Raw genomic sequence first — 22,617 nt, forward strand, 5'->3', positions numbered from 1 at the left:
TCTGGTGCAACAAAAAAAGCAGTCCTGTTAGTAGGGTTTTGCGAGTGGATAGATGTCTGCTAGATTCAGACACCTTCCGGTTGCATATCTTCCAATTGAACTCGAATTGGGTGCTTGTCAATGATTAAGCTGAGCTCTTTGAGCCGATTCACTAGGCGGCTATCGAGTAATGTTCCCGCTTTCAATAAACACCCGCCATTATTTGCAAATATATCGCCTGCTAACGTCATTCCTGCTTGTAGCTCAGCCAGGCTCGCGAGTGTAATAAATTGGTTGGAATTCGTTGTAGCATGAGGTGTTGTCGCATTCGAGGACTCTCGATTAATGTCGGTTACGACATCATGGTATTGATGCTGTTGATACAATTCTGAGTGTGCGGTGATCGCTTGCTCGATTTGCTCTCGGGTGTCTTTGACTTTGATCGGTTTTGACAGAAATGCGTCGATTTCGAAACGCATGCAGGTTGATATTGTTTTGGTGTCCGAGAGCGCTGTAACAGCGATAATACTGGTTTCTGGCGGGGTTTTAGTATTCCCCATACGAATAGCTTTAATCAATTCTAATCCGTTAATATGAGGCATATTGATATCTGTGATGACTAAATCAATATGGCTTTGTGCTATTTTTTCTATTGCACTTTGGCCGTCTGCTGCGCTCAGAATGTTTTCGTAACCACTTTTAAACAGCATGCCTATGAGTGATTTGCGAGACAAGTTATTGTCTTCTACAACAAGAATGGTAAATGTTCTAGGTTCGAATGTTGTCATAAACCTCTCCTTGTAACTATGTGAGAGTAGCGTTGCTCGAATTATACGAGTTCTGCAAATATCGAACCAATAACTGGCTATTCCAGTTCATCTGATTATTTTTGTTTTAAATCAATGATATGTTTACTGATTGAATATGTTGGATGCTAGAATTGAACCCTAATTTGTCTCTCAATATTGGAAAGTTTGAGGTGTTCTCAGTTTGATTCTTAATCTGAGAAAGTGGCTTAGACAGCCATCTGTGTTTTGTCTTCTCTAACCACGATGCTATTTGTATCAACAATTTTACTGAGCTCAAATAAGCGTAAAATGAGCTTTTTGTTGAGCACAGTGCCAGCCCGAAGCAAGCAACCACCCGAGACGGCATTAATATCATAAACTAGGGTCATACCTTCTTTGAGTTCCGAAAGCTGTGACAGTTCGCGTACACGACTGTCTATAGACCGGATACGCTGTGTTGTTTCTTGCGGATTTTCTTGAGGAGTTAAGTCAATGTGGGTGTCGACCTCTTGGTAAAAGTGTTGTTGATATAAACGCTTAGGTTCTGATATTGCACTTTGAATTTTTTCTTGTGCCGACTTTATATTGATGGGTTTGACTAGAAAAGCATCGACTTCCATCGCCATACAAGCTGAAATAGTGGAGGTATCAGACAGGGTTGTGACAGCGATAATTCGTGTGTCACAGGCAATTTGGGCTTGGTTGGTTCTTATGGTTTTAATCAACTCCAGTCCATTAATATTGGGCATGTTGATGTCTGTGATAATTAAATCAATTTTGTTCTCTGCGCATTTTTTCATGGCTTGCATGCCGTCTTTAGCGCAGAGTAAGTTTTCGTAACCACCTCTCACTAGCATCCCTACGAGCGTTTGGCGAGAGAACTTGTGATCTTCAACGATAAGAATCGTAAAATCGGCTGGGTCATAGTTACTCATAAATCACTTCCGTATCTTCGATGATTGAATGCTCAATTAGGTAGTTCTTTAAGCGTATCAGTTCTGCTTTGGCGTCGTTTAAAGTGTTCGATAGTTCTAACCAGTTTTTTTGATGTGCGGTTTTTTGTAAGATCTCAAATGTATTGGCGAGTTCATCAGCTCCCGCAGAGCGGGCGGCTCCCTTTGCAGCATGGGCAATTTGTTGAAGTTCTTTATCGCTTTGCTCAGTCACTGCAAGCTCTACTTTTTCTATATCTTCATTAACGGACTCCCAGTAGCCTTCTAGTAAAGGGCCAACAACCGCTATCTCTTTAGTGCCTAAAAGCTGCTCCAAAGTAGACATACTGATAGGGGCTTGCTCTGATTTTTCTACGGGGATTTCGGTATTTTCTGGCGCAGTCTCAGGTTGATTGGCAGATTTATCCCCCAGTGGGATAGGGGAGAGCTTCATCCAGTTCTCTATTGCTTGATCGAGAGTTTTTAGCTCAACTGGTTTGGTCAAATAATCGTCCATCCCTGATGCGATACATTGCTCCGAAGCCTCAACCATCGCGTTGGCGGTAATGGCGACGATTGGCGTATGGCCTCGATTCTTGTCTTGACGTTCTATGTTCCTGATTTGATTCGCCAGTTCATAACCATCCATTACCGGCATGTGGCAATCCGTCAATATCAAATCAAATTGTCCATGCTTCCACTTGTGGAGGGCTTCTTGTCCATGCACGGCCATTTCACATTGGTAACCGAGGTGACTGAGCTGTCTTTGAATAACATCTCGGTTGGTGGGTTGATCATCGACAACTAAAATGATGCCTGTTTTGCTTTTGGGAATGCCTTTACTGGTGTCATTCTCAAGTTGTTTGATGTTTTTTTCACAACTGATAAGGCCTCGCATGACACCGATAGCGGTAGTGAGCTCGCTTGGCTTAAAAGGCGTATATGGCATTACATAGCTGTTAGGTTTGGTTAAGCCGGATTCTGCGGTTGGATTACGAGTCAGAAAGATGAATTTTTGTTTATCCAGCAGAGGAGATCTGAACTCAGACAGTGGTTTTTCTTCGTAATAATGATAGAGATCAGGGCCAATGATAATGAGATCGATGGTCGCACCGGCATTACTTGCGTAGTCGAGTACGGAAATCGCTCTTTGAATGGTGGCAACGCAATTGGTTTTACAACGAAAGTTTGCAAGATTGATATCACAGAAGGTAGAAATGTTTTGATCATTGGTGACGAAAAGGATTCTGGAGCCATTAACATAGTTTGGCGTTGGGTCTTGAGGGCTTTCTTCTACTTCTATGAAAGGGAGTTCAACAGAGAACCGGCTACCCACACCAAACCTGCTGTCTACCTTGATATCGCCTCCCATCATTTCTAATAGGGAGCGGGTGATAGAGAGGCCTAACCCCGTTCCACCATAGAGTCGAGTAGTACTGGTGTCTGCCTGACTAAAGGCTTTGAATAGTTTTTCAACCTGCTCCTCAGTCATACCAATTCCATTGTCTTCAATGATGATTTCGACGTAGGGCGCGATTTCATGCTGGTTAAGAGTTGCAGACACCCACACCTTACCTTTCATTTCATCCGTGCTATCGGTGAATTTGACGGCATTACCAACTAGGTTGAGTAACACCTGACTGAGCCTAACACTATCACTCATGATGACTTTCGGTAGGCTGGCATCATAGGTGAGATAAAGCTCAATTCCCTTATTGTTTGCCTGTAAGCAGAGAACATCTAGTGTCCTTTCGATGAGTTTTTGCAGCTCAACAGGGACACTTTCCAAAGACATTTGACCAGCTTCTATCTTAGAAAAATCTAGAATGTCGTTAATAATATGAAGTAGGGTAAGAGCGGAATCTTTGATGGTGGTGACCATACTTTTTTGCTCACCGTTAAGCTCTGACTCACTCAAAAGGCTCAACATTCCGACAACACCGTTCATCGGAGTTCGTATTTCATGACTCATGTTCGCTAGGAACATAGATTTTGCTTCACTGGCGGCTAATGCGATTTCACTTTCTTGCCTGAGGTTAGCTTGTGCCTTTTTTTCTTTCGTGATGTCAATGTTAACACCACCCATACCAATAGGGGTGGTTCCATCCTGATCAAAGAGAACATCTGCAGCGGCTTTAACCCAGCGTATATTCCCGTCAGGTAATTGTATTCTGAATTCAGAGTTAAATTGAGTGAGGTTTTCTCGGGCTTTGTTAAGGGCTTCCTCCGCGCTGTATACATCTTCTTCTAATACTCGTTCTTGCCACATAGCGTAGTTGTTCTTACAGTTGTCAGGGTCTACGCCATATATCTCGTACATACGTTCATCCCATGAGAGCTCATTGCTTTTAAAGTCCCAGCTCCATATTCCTATCCCCCCAGCTTGAGTTGCTAAATTTAGGCTCCTTACTACCTCCTCAAGCTCACTTTGGCTTTTTCTGAGTTCATTCTGAGCTATTTGCTCTTTACTGATGTCACGTAAAACCAAAACGATGTACTTTTGCGATTTCATTGTTATGTATCGAACAGAACCGAGCATGCTGAGAACGTCATTAGTTCGATTGACTTTTATGACGTCATCTAGTGGCACTTCTTGGTACATTTCCACACTGGAAAGCTTACTTTCGATGCTGTTTTCTGAAAACTCATAAAGGAGCGAGGTGAGGTTCAAGCCGAGCAGAGCGGTTTTGTCATGCTCAAAAAGAGAGAGTGCCGAGTCATTGACGTCGAGTATTCTCAATTCAGAGTTGAGCAGCAGCATATTATCGACGGCCTGTTCGAACATGACCCCCATTTGGACTTCTTGCTCATTGATACGCTGATTTTGGTTAGAGACCAACTGTTGAAGTTTACGATTGGACTTTTTGAGCTCTTGACGAACTTGTTTCATTTGGCTGATGTCAGTTTGGCTGAGAATGAGGTAGTGGTTACCGCCTCCTTTTTTTCTCATTGCTTCCAAGTTGATACGTAGCCAACCTTGCTTTTTTTCTTGATTGATACAAATTTCACTGGTGTGGGATGTGGCTGCATGGACTGCGCTATGAAGACCAGCGATATGATCGTCACTGAGATAATGTGAGAAAAACTCAATGATATTACGGCCAATGACTTGGTTAGAAGGGAGTTGGTAGTATTTGAGAAAAGCAGGGTTGGCATAGAAAATGGCATTGGAGCCTACTTGGCCATCAAATATCACCATACCATCAGATAGCAGATCTAAAATGCTGGTTTTAATGCTGTCATCACGTTGTGGTAATGCTTTCTTTGGCTGTTTGTCTGCCAGTAATGACGTAAACGGGTTCTTCATAGGCGCCAACCTTGATGTGCTCGTGTTACTGCCTCTCCATTTTGAGATTGGAGATGTCTTTTATGAAATTATATACATAATAATAGAACGAGCTGGCGCATTTGGTAGGATTAATAACAAAATCTCCCTCTTCAGAGGGAGATTTCTAATGTTTTAACAATGGGTTAATTAACCCGCAATATGCAAATTAAGTCTGAGGTCGAGCGGTAGCTTAGAGAGTTTATCTTTCAAAATGCGACGTGTTTTCTCAATATCTGCGATAGCCACCTGTTTCTCTGTTGAATGGACATCAAGGTTCACTCTAAGCTCACGACCCACTTTAGTGACAGCCGTTAACTCAATTTGTTGTTTTACTTCTTTAACCAGTGCCGATACACCTTGATCAACTGCGTCACAGATCTCATCACTAGGAGGCATCATCAGGAGTTCACGAACCGCTTCTTTAAGCATCTCATAGGGTACTTTGATAAAGTAAAATGACATCAGAATCATCATCATAGGATCAGCGTAAACCGAATATTCAGCAAGTGGAGATAAGGCAACTACCCATGCAGCTATAAAGCCTAAAGTGACGGCAACACTTAATAATGTGTCCATTTGCCATTGTTTGACTTCCGCTTCGATTAAACCAGATGAAAAACGCTTGGACTTTTGAGCAATGTGCCACCACGCGTAACCACAGCCTAGAACATTGACTACACCAAACAAGGTAGCGATAGAGGCATCGACTTCACGTCCACCATTGAACACTGCGATAATGGCAGAATAAAGTGAGTACGCAACAATAAGAAGGATGACACTACCTTTAGTTGCGATAACAACAGGCTCTAAGACTGCTTTACCAAAGGGGAAGTGACTCCGGGATGGGCTTTGAATGTACTTAGATACAGCGAGCGACAATAAAGTTAGCAGCAGACTAACTGAAGAATAAACCCCATCAAAGACAATGACTAATGAACCAACAAGCAGCCCGAGTACCAATCCGCCTACTGCAAAGCCTGAAGCTAAAAGGGCTGAGAAAGTCAGTATTCGTTTTTCATTTAAGCTTGTCCTGGCACACATAGAGTTTTCTCTTCGCTATACATACCTTTATTCTTCTCATACTGAGAGAATTTGACAAACTCGATCTGACTTTAAAATAGACAATGTTCTTTGCTTTAAATTAAAGTGCTTTTAAATCAATGGATTAGTTGTCATTTCTGGTGTCAGTTAAATTGGCACTGACTGTCGTGTTGTAAACGGAATCTATCATTTTAAAGCTAGGGCTTGGTTTTTAAATCGAGGCGGCAGTTAAAAATCAAACAGATATTCGTTAAGTTTGTCAGCTAACCAGGACATGCCGGGGTGTTCTGCCATGCCTGCGGCGGTAAACATGCAGTAGTCCTCTTGAGTCAGGCCATAGGTATGTTTAATGACCGCCAGTTCTTGCTTGCGCAAGTGATGGCGTATGAGGGGTTCAGGGAGCACTCCCCAGGCGTCTTCTGTAAGAATGGTTTTGAGTATGTAATCAAAGCTGGAAAAGCCAATATGGCGCAGAGAAAAAGGTTGCAATTCTGGATTATCTTTTTCATTCAAATACACCATCACCGCTTGATTTGCGTTGCGAAGCTCTTCGTCTGAAACACGTCGAAGTTGGCTAAGACGATGATCGGCCTTACAGACAGACATCAGCCTTATTTTACCTAAAGGGTGATAGCTGATGTGTGGATCGTCAATACGCTCGTAGTCGATACCAAAGGCAAAGTCGACTTGCTGTGTCGTGACTAAATTGGCTAAATCTCCACTGGATGCCAGCACAATGTTGAATGAGGTCGCTGGAAACTTATTGTTCAATCGGTGAGAAAGTTCTTGCCACATGTCGTCTGGTAGTGAGTCATCACGTGCTATCCAGACCTCGGCGTTGAATTCGCCTGAAACTTGCGCGCAGGTCTGACGAATACGGGAAACCGTTACCAGTAAATTCTGGCAATCTTTATAGATGGCTTTGCCAGCCTCAGATAGAGATACATGATTACCTGTACGCACAAATAGTTCAATATTAAGGTCTTTTTCAAGTGCTTTAATGGACATGCTCAGCTTGGTGCGATTGCATTCGAGTTGCCTGGCGGCCTCGGATACTGACCCAGTATCAGCAACAGTACAAAAGGCTTCAATCTGCGATAGGTTCATCTGAGTAATTCACGTCATTGGTGTTTATATAAGCTAATGTTATAAGAATACATTACGCTTGTCTGTTTTCTGGTGGCAAAAGCTATGAATTTTATGCAGTTTTGATACTCTTACTGGACGCCAAATGAATGAGGTAACAGGGAGATCATGATGGCTACAAATTGGGATGATTACGCAGCAGAGTGGGAAAGCGAACCTTCAGCAGTCTTGTATGCACAGAAAGCATTCGACTCTCTGCAAGAAATTGTCGATGTCCAAGGGAAGCGTATTCTCGATTTTGGTTGTGGTACAGGATTACTAAGCCAGAAACTTTCTCCTCTCGCGAAAGATATTGTCGCGCTAGACAGTTCAGAAGCCATGATTGAGCAACTGGACATGAAAGAGCTGAATAATGTTGAACCTGTTGTTGACTACTTGTCTCGTGGTTTGGTCGCAATGCATCCAGCGTTTCGCAATCAGTTTGATCTCGTTGTCGCATCGTCTGTTTGCAGTTTTCTACCTAACTACTCTGATATTGTCGATATTGTCTATAGCTTGCTTAATAAAGGAAACCACTTTGTTCACTGGGACTGGTTATCTGAGAAAGACGAAGAAGGTGGAATGACCCCAACACATGTTTTGCAGGTATTGAGCAGTGTTGGGTTTGATGAGGTCGAAGTCACAACGCCGTTTAGTATAGACACGCCGCAAGGTAAGTTGACAGTACTGATGGCGATAGCAAAGAAATAACGCCAACTTCAAAATTTTGTAAGCCCGAACGATTGTTGTTCGGGCTTTTTGTTTAAGACACCGCTTGAGTCGCGTATTGAGCAATTTCATCCAATACGTGAGGGTTAGCTATTGCCCCTTTGTTCAGGACTTCTTTACTGTGTAAGACCTGTTTGACGGCCAGCTCCACTAACTTACCAGATTTGGTTTTTGGTACTTCGCTAATGGGGTAGATTTCAGCGGGTACATGCCTAGGTGAGCATTGAGTTTTTAGCTGTAACTTGATGGTTGAAATGAGTTCATCGTTAAGTGTACGGTTGTCATTTAACTGAACGAACAGCACCACTTTCTCATCACCGTCTGTGACCCGACCAACAGCGATAGAATCCTTGACTTCTTCAAGCTGGTTAACCTGCTGGTAGATCTCCGCTGTGCCTATCCGAACGCCCCCGGGGTTGAGGGTGGCATCACTACGGCCATAGAAAACCATTCCCCCGTTGTCTGTTATTTCCACATCATCACCATGGTGCCATGTGTTGTGGTACTTATCCCAATAAGCGTTGTGGTAGCGTTCACCATTGTCATGCCAAAAGCCGACGGGTTGATTCGGGAAGCTGTTAAGACAAACGAGTTCACCGCGCTGATTCTCGACGGGCTGTCCTCGCTCATTGAATACTCGGACATCTAACCCCAGTCCCGCCGCCTGACATTCACCGCGATATACCGGAGAAATTGGGTTTCCGAGAACAAAACAGCCACAAATATCAGTGCCACCGGAGATAGAAGCCAAGTGAACATCTGCCTTGATGCAGCTATAGACGTAGTCATACTGCTGTGGGTAGAGTACGGAACCAGTTGAACAAAGAGTTTTAAGGCTTTCTAGGCGGTAGTAATGACTCGGGTTGAACTCTGCTTTTTGCAGTGCTTCGAGATACTTAGCTGATGTGCCAAATAAACTGACTTGTGCTTCTTCGGCCAATTCCCATAAAACACTTGGCATTGGATACATAGGGCTGCCGTCGAAAATGACGAGAGTCGCACCACTAGCGAGGGCTGAAACGTGCCAGTTCCACATCATCCAACCACAGGTAGTGTAATAAAACACGCGATCACTTGGCTGAATATCACAATGTAGTTGATGCTCTTTCAAATGGTTAAGTATCGTGCCACCGACGGAATGGACGATACACTTAGGCTTGCCGGTTGTGCCGGAGGAGTAGAGGACAAACAGTGGGTCATTGAATCCGACGCGTTGGTATCGCACTCCACGAGGGATGTAGCTGGCTAAAATCGACTCCCAGTCAGAAAACTTTTCATTGCTGTGAGGTCCTTCTTGCCCAATCTGCAAATAATCAATGTGACAGGTGTTTTGAATGCTGGATATAGCCTTCACAATTTGGTTGTTTTTTTCATCCATGTTGAATGTTTTACCGTTGAAGCTATAACCGTTGCAGCAAAACAAAATCTTAGGTTGAACCTGTCCAAATCTTTCTTTGACACTCTCCACCCCAAAATCAGGGGAAGTGGATGTCCATATGGCGCCTAAACTGGTTGTCGCAAGCATAGCGACGACCGTTTCTGGCATATGGGGTAGGTATCCGGCGACCACGTCACCTTTTTCTACACCGTTTTGTTTTAACCATTGCTGAACAATAGACACCTGATCGCACAGTTGTTGCCAAGTGAGCTTACGGCTTTGGCCGCGCTCATTTTTAAACCAGATAGCCACGCCTTCAGGCTCTTGAAATGCATAGGAGAGAAGGTTTTCAGCGTAGTTTAGCTGAGACTGTGGGAACCAGATAGTGTCGCGATTGGATAAGAACTTTTCCCAACGCGCTATTCCTTCGCCATGAATGCAATCACCTTTGAATCCGATTACATCGCAAAAGTGCCAAATCTCCATCCAGAAATGTTTTTTATTTTCTACAGACCATCGGTGTAAATCACTATAATTTTCAATGGCCTCTCCCTGCATGTTGATATGCTGGATAAATTGATACAGATTGGATGCGGCCATTCTTTCTTGGCTAGGCTCCCAAAGTGGGAGTGGCTCAACTGACTTTTGAGTGGACATGACTTCCTCGTCTTACACACTTTTCCATAACTATGGCTAAGTTTTGTTGCAAAAATAGCCAATGTCAAACAATCCGCCAATAAACATATCGCTGATAAATAAGCAAAAAAAATGAAAATGTAAAATAAATGTTACAGTGGTCGTGGCGGTGATGTAAGTGGACGAATTGTCACCGATTTCGTGAGGGGATAGGCTTAATGTAAAAGAGTTGTTAAAAGGAAATGTGATGACTCAGTACGTATCTAAACCTGTTAATAAACAAGGATTTGTCGACTGGAGCAGCGAAGAAGATCAGATCTGGCATGATCTTGTCTCACGTCAGTTAGATTTAGTTAATCAGCGTGCTTGTAAGGAATATCTTCGTGGTCTTGAGTTACTCAATCTACCGCTCGATAGAGTCCCTCAACTGCCTGAAATTAATCAAGTCTTACAAAGAGAAACCGGGTGGCAAGTCGAGCCTGTTCCTGCATTGATAAACTTTGATCGTTTTTTCGCTCTACTGGCAAATAAGAAATTTCCGGTGGCCACCTTCTTACGCTCACGTGAAGAGTTTGACTACTTACAAGAACCCGATTTCTTTCATGAAATTTTTGGCCATTGTGCAATGCTCACTAATCCGGAATTTGCTGAGTTCACGCATATTTACGGTCAACTTGGTAAAGACGCGACAAGTAAAGAACGGGTGTATTTAGCTAGGCTTTACTGGTTTACTGTAGAGTTTGGTTTGGTGAAAGAAGGCCAAGAATGCAAAATTTATGGGGGAGGGATTTTATCGTCTCCTGGAGAAACACTGTATGCCTTAGATGACGAGCGCCCGTTGAGAGAAGGGTTTGATCTTCATACTGTACTGAGGACGCCATATCGCATTGATATTATGCAACCAATATATTTTCTGCTCGAAGATATTAGGCAGTTATACAAGCTAAGTAAAACGGATCTGATGTCTCATGTACATCAGGCAATGAACGCGGGATTGCTACCTCCGCTATTTGAACCAAAGGAAATCACCCATGCTTAATGAATTACGATGTGAAGCCTGCAGCAGTGATGCGATTGCACTGAACAAAGAAGAGCAAAGATTGCTGCTTACAGAGCTTAACGATTGGATGCTAATAGAGCGAGATGGTATTCCTCAGCTAGAGAAGGAATACAAATTTAAGAACTTTAAGTTAGCGTGGGCATTTGCTAATAAGATTGCCGAATTGGCTGAAGATGAGTTTCACCACCCTTCGATACTATTGGAATGGGGTAAAGTAACTATTACATGGTGGAGCCACTCAATCCAAGGCCTGCACCGTAACGATTTCATCTGTGCAGCGAAATGCGATAAATTGAAAGATTAACCACAAAGGCCTGAAGCTTTCCTCTGTTTTGCTTCAGGCCGTTTTATCTCACTGAACATATCCCACCTTTATTGTCGCCCTTATCCTATATCGATTTACCATTATCATTTAATGGATTTTCCATCAGTAAGTGGTTAATTAATCCTAAATCATAATTTGATTTATTTAAATAAACTGAGAGTAGCAATGCTGAATAATTTCTATTAGTGATATTAATGTTTTTTAAAGGTGTTGTCATTTATATGATTTTCAACTCTCCGTTACGATGAGTAAGTATTAATTATTATTTTACTTTAACTGACAATCTAAGTTAATTTAAATTAAATATTAGTAAGATTTATCTTAGAGGTTTGACAGGTATAGTGGTTGTAAATACATTTATTTTTTAAATTTAATACCACTTTAAATTCACAACCATTCAAATAACAGAACTACAGGATATATGATGAACAGACTATTTATAGCGGCATGCCTTACCGTTTCTTTATCAGGTCAGTCGTTTGCTAATGAAGAGCAAAGTTTAGGTGATAAAATGACACCTAAAGTGGAACAGTTAGCGAAATCTTCTCGAAGCTGGGAAGGTTCTGAACTCCCAAGCTACGGCCAAGGCATACCGGAAATCACCGTCCTGAAAATTACTATTCCACCTAAGGCACAGCTTCCTTTGCATGAGCACCCTGCAATCAACGCTGGTGTTTTGACTAAAGGTCAGTTAACAGTCATTACTCAAGATGAGGTAAAGGGCAAAAAGGTGTTAGAAATGAAGGCGGGAGATTCACTAGTTGAAGTGGTTAACACTTGTCATTATGGTCGTAACGAAGGTAATGAGCCCGCTGAAATCATTGTATTTTATGCAGGGATTAAAGACGCGCCTGTGACGGTTTCAAGTAAGCGATGCGTATAATTCTAAAGACTGCATTTAATGCAGTCTTTCTTTTTATGATGGTTTGAGTTGATCTAACGTAGTTTCTTTTAATACATAATCGTTCTAAAAGAGGTCTTGTTATTATGTGCGACTTGGATCTACTCTAATTACGCAGGTGATGGGGTTCCACCTATTTAACCGCCACTGTGGCTGATGACTCCTACAGAATACGAAAACAAGTGATTCGTCGAAAGGTAATCTGATCAAATCAGGTTGTTGGTTCTGTAGTAGTGAAAATCCACGACCCACTTCCACTTGTTTTCCGATAAGAGGAAAACACCATGCAATACTCTTGTGAAATTGAATCCATGTGTCCGATTCAGCGTGGAGAATTACACCCTTCTTCACCTATCCCTGTTGAAGGCCAAATGATACGTCCAAAAGAAGTCATCGCTATTTCGGGCTTGAGCCACGGAGTTGGGACTTGTGCTCCACAACAAGGTGCAGCAAAGCTTACGCTCAATGTGAAGCAAGGTGTTATCGAAGAAGCCTTGATTGAGACTATTGGATGCTCGGGCATGACTCACTCTGCCTCAATGGCGGCGGAAATCCTCACAGGTAAAACCATTTTGGAGGCACTGAATACTGATTTAGTCTGCGATGCCATTAATGTAGCGATGCGCGAAATCTTTCTACAGTTTGTTTACGGGCGGACACAGTCGGCTTTCTCTGAAGGAGGGTTAGAAATTGGTGCAGCACTCGAAGACTTAGGGAAATCACAACGCAGCCAGGTAGGAACGAGTTATTCAACCATAGCAAAAGGCGTACGTTATATGGAGTTAACAGAAGGCTATGTGACCAAGCTTGCCTTAGATGAATTCAGCGAAGTGATAGGGTATCAATATTTGAACTTGGGCAAGATGATGGCGGACCTTGATCAAGGTATGGATGCGAATGAAGCAATGGTGCGCGCAACGGGCTGCTATGGCCGATTTGACGAAGCCAGTACAGTCATCAACCCCCGTAATGCGTAGGAGGCTGCCGTTATGAATGAATCAATGACTCAATTACTCCAAGAGATGAACTTATCCACTATCGAGCAAGCTCATGAATACTGTATGAGTTTCGGTATTGATCCTAAAAAAGTAGTACTGGAGACTCAGCCCATAGCCTTTGACAATGCCTGTGATGCTTATACGTTGGGCTCTGCACTCGCCATTAATCGAAAAGCTCAGACTGCAGTAGATGCGGCGAATATCATCGGTGAAGGCTTGCAGGCATATTGTAAACTGGGCAGTGTGGCCGCGCAGCGAGAAGTCGGTTTAGGCCACGGGGCTCTTGCTGCTCGTTTGCTTAGTGAAGAAACCCAATGCTTTGCATTTCTGGCTGGTCATGAGTCGTTCGCTGCTGCTGAAGGGGCGATTAAAATAGCGCTTAATGCCAACAAGTCTCGTCAAATACCTCTTAAGGTCATTTTAAATGGCTTGGGTAAAGATGCGGCATATCTTATTTCGCGCATTAATGGTTTTACCTATATTCGAACAGAATTTGATTACCAGACCAATCAACTGATCGAAGTCGAACGCAAGCGGTTCTCTGGAGGCGCACGAGGCGATATCTTGTGTTACGGTGCTGATGAGGTACGTGAAGGCGTTGCTATCATGCATAAAGAATCAGTCGATGTCAGTATTACAGGGAATTCAACCAATCCAACGCGATTTCAGCATCCGGTCGCAGGTATCTACAAGTCAGAATGTAACGCATTAGGTAAACACTATTTTTCAGTGGCGTCAGGAGGTGGCACTGGGCGAACCTTGCATCCTGACAATGTTGCCGCCGGCCCTGCGTCCTATGGGATGACAGATACCATGGGAAGAATGCATGCCGATGCTCAGTTTGCAGGCAGCTCTTCTGTGCCAGCTCACGTTGCGATGATGGGTTTTATTGGAATGGGTAATAATCCGATGGTGGGAGCGACTGTCGCTTTAGCTATTGCCATCGAACAGCAACTGCATCGCTAGCAAAATGTGGAGATTGGGGTTTATGGTTTGTTCTTTTCCAGGGCCTCGATTTCTTGCTGATAAATACGTCGGACCCGCTCTATTTTTCTAAGCAAGATTTGAGTGTCATTTCTTAACGTCTGATTAAGCTGTATGTATGTCAGGCTAGAAAAGCTATTAAGCTTGTACTGGGCAACTTTACAGTGGCGGTGAATACCTTCCCACATTGAGATTGCGTTATCAATGATGGCAGATTCACTAGTGAGTGCATCCACTTCTTGATTGAGTGATTGGACCACCGTGTTGGCAGCACGTATCTGCTGATTCATCTTGTAATGTAAAGCGTGCTTTTCCGGTTTCCAAAAACTGGTGATCTCTTGTTCAGAGAAGGCTTTGTGTAGAAATGTCTGTTGGTGGTGTAGCTTGAGTAACTGATTGAAACGTTCGGCTTTGGTATTATACCAGTCTTCAACTTTTTGCTGAGATTTGAGGGCTTTATTCCACGTATCTGCACGGCAATGCTCACCAAAACCTTTAATTGGTAAAGTGATCAATATAAATGCCGTTACAGTGACATATAGCCCGTGCCATTTCATATTAGCTATATTGTTCATGAAAGATGGCTTAAGTATAGAAAAGACGCTGACTCAATATGAAAAAGATAATCATGGTTGTTTTGCTGTTACTCGGTATAGCTTGTGCTGGTGGTGGCTACTACATCTTCTACTTAAAGCCGCAGCAAGATGCAGAAGCAGCAGCGGCGATGATGGAGGCGAATAAGGAGCCGCCGCCCCCGCCAGTGAAAGAAGAGAAAGCACCACCGCCTAAGCCAGAAGTGACAGATTTTTACGTTAGCCCCGCGAAACTCGGCGTTAGAGAATATCCCCAATATGAAGCGTTCGTGGAAAGCGTTGTTTACCGTGGCGACAAACTGCATATTCTGGAGAAGAAAAATGGGTGGGGGCGTATCTCTCCTTATTATGTTTACGAGGAAGGAGGGGAAGAAGTGGCCGAATGGGTGCCAATGGAAGCCTTACTAGAAGTAGCGCCAACCATTACTAAAGAAGAACGTGTAGAAACAGTCAGCAGTTACATAGAAGAATCTGATGACTTTAAACTTCACTTTGAGATGTTTGTACAGAAAACCGATCAACTACTCAAGGAGAAGACCTGTGTGCCTGAAGATTTTGAAGAAACCAGTGGTTGGATTCGGTCACTGACGTTTGAGCAAAGGGACGTGTACTTTGTCTATTGTGGAGGAATTAAGCAAGCCAACAAAGTTTACCTCGATGTGCAGTCGGGAGAGATCTTCTATCGATAGCCAGTGAAGACTCAGGTTTTTACTGGTTTTATCTGACATTGTTTACTGTTCAAATGTGGAATATTAGCTTTTAGATAATTTTAGTTGTTTATAGATAGGCTTGGACTTAACATCCAGCTGTCTTTTTGTATTGGTGTTGTGAATGGCTCAACGTTTTATCCACTTTTTCTGGTTTTTATTGCTTGCGATGGTTCTTCCAACGCAGGCAATGGCGTATTTCACGCAAGCAGAAAATGATGCAAGCGCACGCTTAAGCCGCCATACGACCCAGATCTTACCTCAGTGCCAAGCGGGCTATCAGACTCTGTTTGAAGAGTCCCAGCAGGAAGATACGCCCCAACAACCCATATCTCAGTCTGAAGTTGGTGTTGATGTGGTGGCGATTCTCCCACTCAGTCGTTGGAGCTTATCTGATCGCCACACTGAGGAAAGAGAAGCGCCTGGGGCCAGTGATGGCCATTATTCCGGTCAAGCACAGCTTCCTCTTCATTCGCTTTATCTTTACCCCTTAGCCAGTCAAGGCTATTGGGTTACACATTCGTTTTCCTCAAACCACCGTATCTCGGGCTGGAAAGAGTCCAATGCCCTGTACGTTGCACTCAATAGCCAGTTCGCTTGAACGCCTTCCTGTAATCTGTTGATGGCGCTTAATGTAGCGTAAATTCGCTGCATAAATGGACGATACGTCACTGTTGTCCCACTTCAGATTCTATCAACAAGTTTAAGACTGACCTCTTTGAGGTTCAGACGACTTTCTATACCTATCAGGCTACAGCCGTGACTAGGTATTGCATGTAAAAGATAAATATATGAAGAAAAATACACCTAATAAAAAACATGCGAGAGTGATGAACCGTTACTCGGCATGGCAATATGTTGTGCTGCTTGTAACAGTGGTCGTTCTTGCACTCAGTGCCATCCCAACTTGGTATGGGGAGCTGCCCTCCATTCAAGTGACGACGTCACAAAAAAATGAAGTTCTTGATAATCCCTTGCAACTGAATCGCTACTTGGAACAACGAAATATCCACGCGAATGAGATTACTCAGGAAGATAACACCACCATTTTGGTGTTTGATAACGAAACCGCTCAAACCCAAGCGCGTGAAGTGCTGAATGATTTGTTAGGTAAACAAGACTCGATTACTTTTTCGTACGTGTCTGTTGCACCCAAGTGGTTGACTGACATGGGCTTTAGCCCAATTAAACTTGGGCTGGATCTTCGAGGCGGTGTGCAATTCTTGCTTAATGTAGATGTAGACAAAGCATTTGAAGAACAAAGAAATACCATTGTGGATGAAATGCGAGATATGTTGCGTCGGGAGCATATTCGCGGGGTTAAATTTGCCCAAGTTGGCGTGGATGGTTTTGATCTGAAAAGTAACTCAGGAGAAGCGTTAACTCAGTCTGCGAACTATATCTATCAAAATTATTCGGGTTGGGAGATTAAGCGTCATTCTGACTATTTAGCAGTGAAACCAACAGCGCAGAACAAATCAGATTTCCAAACCGTCACGATAAAGCAAAACCTTAAGATCATGCGCGATCGTATCGAAGAGCTTGGGATTACAGAGGCGCTGGTACAACGACAGGGAGAGCACAGCATTCGGATCGAGCTACCTGGGGTGCAAGATCCTTCACAAGCAAAGAATGTCATAGGTGCAACAGCCACACTTGCGTTTCATGAAGCAAAATCGCCATCTGAAGGAGTTTCCTATGGTGACATTGTTCTGAAGGACAATGATGGCCGTGATGTAGTGCTGTCAAAACGTCCGGTCTTAACGGGGGAGCACATCGTTAATGCTCGCGCTGGTGTCGACAAAATGGGCTTTTCCGAGGTGAATATTTCACTGGATCACTCTGGTGGTAAAACAATGAGTGATTTTTCCGGCAAACACATTGGTAAGCCAATGGCGACGGTATACCGTGAGTACACGACCAATGCTAACGGCGAAACCGAGCGCAGTGAAAAGGTCATCAGTGTTGCCACTATTCAGTCGCAACTTGGTAGTCAGTTCCGCATTACTGGAGCAGGTACTTTGGATGAAGCTCAAAATTTAGCGTTACTGCTTCGTGCTGGTTCACTAACTGCGCCCGTCACTATCGTTGAAGAACGTACCATTGGTGCCTCACTCGGAGCCGAAAACATTGAAAATGGTTTTGCGGCACTAGCGCTTGGTATGGCGATGACATTGATTTTTATGTCGCTTTGGTATCGACGCTTAGGATGGGTTGCCAATGTGGCACTTGTCGTCAACATGATTAGCTTGCTGGGCCTAATCGCGTTATTACCGGGGGCGGTTTTAACACTGCCGGGCATTGCAGGGCTTGTATTGACTGTCGGTATGGCGGTGGACACGAATGTTCTGATATTTGAAAGAATAAAAGATAAGTTGGCAGAGGGGCGAACTTTTGCTCAGTCAATTGATTTAGGTTTTGGCAGTGCATTGAGTACCATTCTGGATGCCAATATTACCACTATGATCACGGCGGTGGTCCTTTACTCTATCGGTAACGGTCCGATCCAAGGTTTTGCTCTGACGTTAGGCCTCGGGTTGTTAACTAGTATGTTCAGTGGCGTTTTCGCTTCACGCGCAATTATTAATTTAGTTTGGGGACGCGATAGCCGTCGTGATGTAAGGGTTTAATTATGGTTGAGTATCTAAAACAAAATATCCGTCGAATCCGATATATCACAAGTTTTGTTTCGGTTGGATTGATGGCCATCTCACTGATTGCCTTCGGTGTAAAAGGCTTAAATATGGGCCTAGACTTCACTGGTGGTATGGTGACAGAAGTTCAGGTAGATAAAACCCTGAACAACAGCGATTTGCTCGAAGCTCTACAGCCTTCGCTGGGAGAGTTCACGTCTGTGACGCATTCTGATCAAGAGGGGCGTTGGATAATTCGTTACCCAATCCCAGATGAAGGGGAAAGCACACCTGATATTCCATCAGTATTGTCTGGGTTATCACATCAAGTGAATATAGTGAGTAACAGCATGGTAGGGTCTCAGGTCGGACAGGATTTGGTTGACCAAGGTGGATTGGCGTTGCTGATCTCGATGATGTGCATTCTGGGCTATCTGTGCTTCCGTTTTGAGTGGCGATTGGCAAGTGGCTCATTGCTGGCCCTTATTCATGATGTAGTCTTGGTACTGGGTTTCTTTGCTGCTACTCAGATGGAGTTCAATTTAACTGTATTCGCCGCTATTCTGGCAATATTAGGTTACTCGTTAAATGATTCTATCATTATTGCAGACCGCATTCGTGAACTGCTAGTGGCCAAACAGACTACACCTACTGATGAGATAAACGATCAAGCAGTTATTGCAACATTCTCCAGAACCATGGTTACGTCCGGCACCACGCTACTCACAGTATCAGCACTATGGATCATGGGGGGCAATGCGCTTGAAGGGTTTGCGATTGCAATGTTTATCGGCATTCTTTCTGGTACTTGGTCTTCGATATCGATAGGGACGGTATTGCCGGAGTGGCTAAAGCTGGAGCCTAAGCATTACTTACCTGTTGAAGTTGACTCTGCGCCATAACTCCGCATCATAACCTTAGCTTATGCCCTGTAACCAAGTTATAGGGCATTTTTTTTGTTCTCTTCACACCAAAACTCCGCTAGCTTATGGTGTTGACTGAGATTGGCTATGGTGGAGGATGCATGAAAACAGAGCAAGAAATGGCGCAAATGGGCGCAGCTAAGGTGCATTTGATTGAAAAGCAAGGACAACAATACATTCGAAAACAAGGGGTAAACGCTATTGAGAGAAGCTTCTACCTAAGCGCCGCTGAGGTTCTAAGTCAACAAGGTGTTAAGTCACCACGTCTTATCACCGCCGACGAGGACTCGATTGTCATCGAATATGTGCCTCATTCGGTAACGCTGGAAGAGTTGGTTAATGCGAGTGAACCATTTAAGCAGATAGCCGCTATACATCAAACGCCAGTCTGTCCTGATTGGCAACTTAAGTCGCACTGTTGGAGTGATAATGCGATGGAGACATCGCTGGCTATGCTCTCTCTTACTGCGGAGCATGAAAAATTTCTTGGTAAGTTACACTCACAGAGTGACGTGATATTTGAAAACCCCACTCTACTGTCTGGTGATACCAATGACGGCAATTGGGGCAGAAGAGAAAACGGTGAATGGGTATTATTCGATTGGGAACGCTTTAGCACGGGTAGCCCAGCAATTGACTTAGCACCTTTGGTTAAAGGGCTAGGGGATAAAAGCGATATGTTACGTATTGTTGATACATATCTGAGTGTGCATCAGCCTATGTCGCGAGAAGCGTTGCTGAAACAGCTTATTATTGCGAAAGCATGGCTGGTCATTGAAGTAACCAACCTTCTTTATAAGCGTAAAAAGCCCCAACTCTGCAAGTATATCGACTGGTTCAACCTACATTTACCAAGATGGATTACCAATATTGAGGCTTTAATTTAAATGCTGAAAAGGTATTCTATCTTATATTTTTCTTTGATATCCATTCTTCTATCATAATGTAAATATATTATATTCCTTAAAGTTAACTATAGTGATGGCTACTTATAAATAATTAATAGTCAAATTATTGTAAATGCAGTTTAATTTAAGTGAGTTATGTTTCTTTTGGCTTTTTATATCTTAATTGAAATCATTACTATTGGTTATTTGTCTTTGTTAATTATCTATTTTTTATGTGATTATTTATTATTATAGCTCGTTCTTTATTTAGTTGTGCTTTTTTATTTTTACTTTATTATCAATAGCTTGATTGTTGTGTTGATCGAGTTTAAGGTTTTAAATAAAAATGAAATACGACTGAAATGTTACCTTTTTAAAAATGTAATAAAGTCATTTTATAACCTAGCGCCTCAATGGAAATACCATAAAAACTAGGAGTAATGTAAATAATGGGCGCAAGAAACACGGCTAAGCAGGGGCTGGTCTTATCTCTTTTAGGCTTGTCTGTGCAAACAGCCTTTGCCACGGGAGATGATGGAAGTATCGATCTTGGCGAGAATATCAAAATAGCGATATTACCTGATACACAATATTTGACATTTAATTACCCAGAAATTTACGAGAAGCAAACCCGCTGGCTCGCAGAGAATGTTGATAATGAAAATATTCAGTTTGTCATCCATGTGGGGGATATTGTCCAAAAAGGTCAAAACGACTGGGAATGGGATCATGCTAATGGTGCAATGGCGATACTTGATGACGCAAATATCCCGTACAGCACAACGTTAGGTAACCATGATGTAGATAAATCGGCATCATCATGGGAGCTGGTCAATGCAGTGAATTATCTTAAACATTATGGACCTGAACGCTTTGAGAATATGCCAAACTTTATCGCAAGTTCCCCAAACGGTCTTTCTACAGCGTTCAAATATCAGTTAAATGAGCAGGAAATAATCGTGCTCAACATGGTGATTGATCCGACGGATGAAGATTTGGACTGGGGACGTAAGGTATTGGATGATCATCCGAATGTCCCTACGATTCTTGTTACCCATCGACTGGTAGGGGAAAACGGAGACATTGGCTTTACTAACAATGTATTTTCAGGCTTTTTGACTCATGACCCGATTCAAATGTGGGACGAGTTTATTAGCAAAGAAGATCAAATCTTTTTGACGATCAATGGTCACTCTTCTCCTGCGCCAACTAACGGCGCTTATAACATTGTTCGTACTAACGACAATGGATTGCCGGTAAATCAGGTGCTTGTCGATTATCAAAATCTTTATGAAGACGACGAAACTTGTAGTGATGTGTACCCAGAAAACTGTGGTGAAAAGAGTGGTAAAGGTTACCTGAGAATTCTTGATATTGATTTTGACAACAACAAGATTTCCCACCGTTCATATTCACCGCATATTGATGAGCTAGAGGGGGATGGGGACTATACCGTTGGCACTGAAGGTTACTTCACTGATAAATGGAATCACTATGATGATTACATTAACTTTAGCACTAGATTCGCCCAAGAAGCCCCTCAAACCATTGAGAAGATCGACATAAGAATAGAGTACGACGATCCAGACAATTATGGCGGTAATGAGTGGCTGACCAAGACAGAAACGTCACTCCCAGCGGGCACTTATGAAACCATTTATGCTAAGGCATCACCGGAAGTTGAGATCAACAATCAAAAAGACTTGGAATGGATCGTTGCCGATGACAGCGTAGCAAAGCTTGATGTTGACTCCACCACACGTAAAGCCGTTTTGACCGCCATTGCTCCGGGTGAAACCGAGATCCGTGTGCGATCTGCTGAACAGTGGTCTAACCCCATTACTGTAGAAGTGACGGAAGCGGTGAACAATGTATACGCGTTGGATATTGTTAATGAAGACAATGTTGCGTTTGCTGAAGAAGGGGAAATGGTCGAGTTTGGAGTTGATATGTCAGCGTTGGATGACATTGAACAAATCGAACTTAAATTTACCATGCATACCCAGACCATCGAAGACGATAAGGTTGAAGTGACCGATAGCGTGTATATCGATACTGGGATTATCGAAGGCAAGGGAGGCTTCAAGGTTGTAGACCAAGATGGGGCCCAGTATACGTATGAACCTCTGTTCGATGAAAGTGGAGAGCCTATGCCTGGTGCTCAAGTCGAGGTGACCGTAGTACTAGAGTGTGTCATGAAAGGTGGTTGTTCTTCAGGTACAGGCGAAACAGAGCAGGTAGTGAATGTTAAGTTTGCAACTAATGCAGAAGTTTCAACAGGTAAAGCAAGTAAAGATGACGCTTACACGGAATTTGAAATCACCCGTTTAGACGTCACTGGCTCTGGGCAAACTGCGACACATGCAATGATGACTAAAGATCGTATCGCGTTTAAAGCAGTCTACCCTGAAGGGGATATTGCGGGCGATCCGACAGCCGGTGAATTTATTAGTGACACTAAAATTAACTTAGCTGATTTGGCAATGGTACAGCGTTATATGCATTCCACAAACGCACCTAGCGATCCATATTGGCACCATATTCGTTGGAACGCAGGGAATGCCAATCTCGTTGATATACCTAATGATAGCGGTGCTCAGGTTATTGATATGAAAGACTTTATGTCTGTTTACAACAAGCTCGATATGCATAAGTAACACAATACGAGAA

At 43.2% G+C, this 22,617-nt stretch carries 19 protein-coding genes and 1 riboswitch; of the genes, 12 read left to right on the forward strand and 7 right to left on the reverse strand.

Annotation, left to right across the window (positions count from 1 at the left end; genetic code table 11):
- Positions 1–65 precede the first annotated feature (65 nt).
- The 5 genes from CTT30_RS18220 to CTT30_RS18240 form a co-directional block, all read right to left on the reverse strand.
- Positions 66–767: a response regulator gene (locus CTT30_RS18220; RefSeq protein ID WP_252037386.1), complete on the reverse strand. Its 702-nt coding sequence runs from the start codon at positions 765–767 to the stop codon at positions 66–68.
- A 227-nt stretch (positions 768–994) separates the two neighbouring features.
- Positions 995–1,702: a response regulator gene (locus CTT30_RS18225; RefSeq protein WP_252037387.1), complete on the reverse strand. Its 708-nt coding sequence runs from the start codon at positions 1,700–1,702 to the stop codon at positions 995–997.
- Positions 1,695–5,006 carry an ATP-binding protein gene (locus CTT30_RS18230; RefSeq protein WP_252037388.1) on the reverse strand — a complete coding sequence of 1,104 codons (3,312 nt, stop codon included), beginning with the start codon at positions 5,004–5,006 and terminating at the stop codon, positions 1,695–1,697. The genes CTT30_RS18225 and CTT30_RS18230 overlap by 8 nt, the downstream gene beginning before the upstream one ends.
- A 168-nt stretch (positions 5,007–5,174) precedes the next feature.
- Positions 5,175–6,068, reverse strand: coding sequence for a cation diffusion facilitator family transporter (locus CTT30_RS18235; RefSeq protein WP_239864267.1), 894 nt, complete (start codon positions 6,066–6,068; stop codon positions 5,175–5,177).
- A gap of 228 nt (positions 6,069–6,296) precedes the next feature.
- On the reverse strand, positions 6,297–7,175 hold the full coding sequence (locus tag CTT30_RS18240) for a LysR family transcriptional regulator (RefSeq protein WP_239864265.1): 879 nt from the start codon (positions 7,173–7,175) through the stop codon (positions 6,297–6,299).
- 150 nt (positions 7,176–7,325) lie between these two features.
- Between CTT30_RS18240 and CTT30_RS18245 the strand changes: the two genes are divergently transcribed.
- Positions 7,326–7,904: a class I SAM-dependent DNA methyltransferase gene (locus CTT30_RS18245; RefSeq protein ID WP_239875113.1), complete on the forward strand. Its 579-nt coding sequence runs from the start codon at positions 7,326–7,328 to the stop codon at positions 7,902–7,904.
- A gap of 52 nt (positions 7,905–7,956) precedes the next feature.
- Here the strand turns inward: CTT30_RS18245 and CTT30_RS18250 are convergent, their stop codons facing one another.
- On the reverse strand, positions 7,957–9,957 hold the full coding sequence (locus CTT30_RS18250; protein WP_252037389.1) for an acetoacetate--CoA ligase: 2,001 nt from the start codon (positions 9,955–9,957) through the stop codon (positions 7,957–7,959).
- Positions 9,958–10,183: 226 nt separating this feature from the next.
- On the opposite strand from CTT30_RS18250, the gene phhA reads away from it, so the two are divergent.
- The 5 genes from phhA (at position 10,184) to CTT30_RS18275 (ending at position 14,186) form a co-directional block, all read left to right on the forward strand.
- On the forward strand, positions 10,184–10,975 hold the full coding sequence (gene phhA, locus CTT30_RS18255; RefSeq protein WP_252037390.1) for a phenylalanine 4-monooxygenase: 792 nt from the start codon (positions 10,184–10,186) through the stop codon (positions 10,973–10,975).
- Positions 10,968–11,300, forward strand: coding sequence for a 4a-hydroxytetrahydrobiopterin dehydratase (locus CTT30_RS18260; RefSeq protein WP_239836201.1), 333 nt, complete (start codon positions 10,968–10,970; stop codon positions 11,298–11,300). Before phhA ends, CTT30_RS18260 begins: the two co-directional genes overlap by 8 nt.
- 445 nt (positions 11,301–11,745) lie before the next feature.
- Complete coding sequence (locus CTT30_RS18265) at positions 11,746–12,204, forward strand: cupin domain-containing protein (RefSeq protein WP_239836202.1); 459 nt, start codon at positions 11,746–11,748, stop codon at positions 12,202–12,204.
- Between the two features lie 126 nt (positions 12,205–12,330).
- A riboswitch (Fluoride riboswitch) is annotated at positions 12,331–12,395 on the forward strand.
- Positions 12,396–12,506: 111 nt separating this feature from the next.
- A complete protein-coding gene (locus CTT30_RS18270) occupies positions 12,507–13,199 on the forward strand; it encodes an iron-sulfur cluster assembly scaffold protein (RefSeq protein ID WP_239864259.1) in 693 nt (230 codons plus the stop codon).
- A gap of 12 nt (positions 13,200–13,211) precedes the next feature.
- Entirely contained in the window at positions 13,212–14,186 is a 975-nt protein-coding gene (locus tag CTT30_RS18275) for a GGGtGRT protein (RefSeq protein ID WP_252037391.1), read from the forward strand.
- Between the two features lie 20 nt (positions 14,187–14,206).
- On the opposite strand, the gene CTT30_RS18280 is transcribed toward CTT30_RS18275, so the two are convergent.
- A complete protein-coding gene (locus tag CTT30_RS18280) occupies positions 14,207–14,779 on the reverse strand; it encodes a hypothetical protein (protein WP_252037392.1) in 573 nt (190 codons plus the stop codon).
- 38 nt (positions 14,780–14,817) lie between these two features.
- On the opposite strand from CTT30_RS18280, the gene CTT30_RS18285 reads away from it, so the two are divergent.
- From CTT30_RS18285 to CTT30_RS18310, 6 genes are all read left to right on the forward strand, one after another.
- Positions 14,818–15,486, forward strand: coding sequence for a hypothetical protein (locus CTT30_RS18285; protein WP_252037393.1), 669 nt, complete (start codon positions 14,818–14,820; stop codon positions 15,484–15,486).
- 142 nt (positions 15,487–15,628) lie between these two features.
- Positions 15,629–16,105, forward strand: coding sequence for a hypothetical protein (locus tag CTT30_RS18290; RefSeq protein ID WP_252037394.1), 477 nt, complete (start codon positions 15,629–15,631; stop codon positions 16,103–16,105).
- 190 nt (positions 16,106–16,295) lie between these two features.
- Positions 16,296–18,134: a protein translocase subunit SecD gene (gene secD / locus CTT30_RS18295; protein WP_252037395.1), complete on the forward strand. Its 1,839-nt coding sequence runs from the start codon at positions 16,296–16,298 to the stop codon at positions 18,132–18,134.
- Between the two features lie 2 nt (positions 18,135–18,136).
- Positions 18,137–19,039, forward strand: a complete 903-nt coding sequence (gene secF, locus CTT30_RS18300) for a protein translocase subunit SecF (protein WP_239836209.1) — start codon at positions 18,137–18,139, stop codon at positions 19,037–19,039.
- A gap of 122 nt (positions 19,040–19,161) precedes the next feature.
- On the forward strand, positions 19,162–19,947 hold the full coding sequence (locus CTT30_RS18305; protein ID WP_252037396.1) for a phosphotransferase family protein: 786 nt from the start codon (positions 19,162–19,164) through the stop codon (positions 19,945–19,947).
- A gap of 449 nt (positions 19,948–20,396) precedes the next feature.
- Entirely contained in the window at positions 20,397–22,604 is a 2,208-nt protein-coding gene (locus CTT30_RS18310; RefSeq protein WP_252037397.1) for a metallophosphoesterase, read from the forward strand.
- The last annotated feature ends 13 nt before the right edge of the window (positions 22,605–22,617 follow it).

Origin of the sequence: Vibrio coralliilyticus (assembly GCF_024449095.1) — a bacterium.
Taxonomy (GTDB): domain Bacteria; phylum Pseudomonadota; class Gammaproteobacteria; order Enterobacterales; family Vibrionaceae; genus Vibrio; species Vibrio coralliilyticus_A.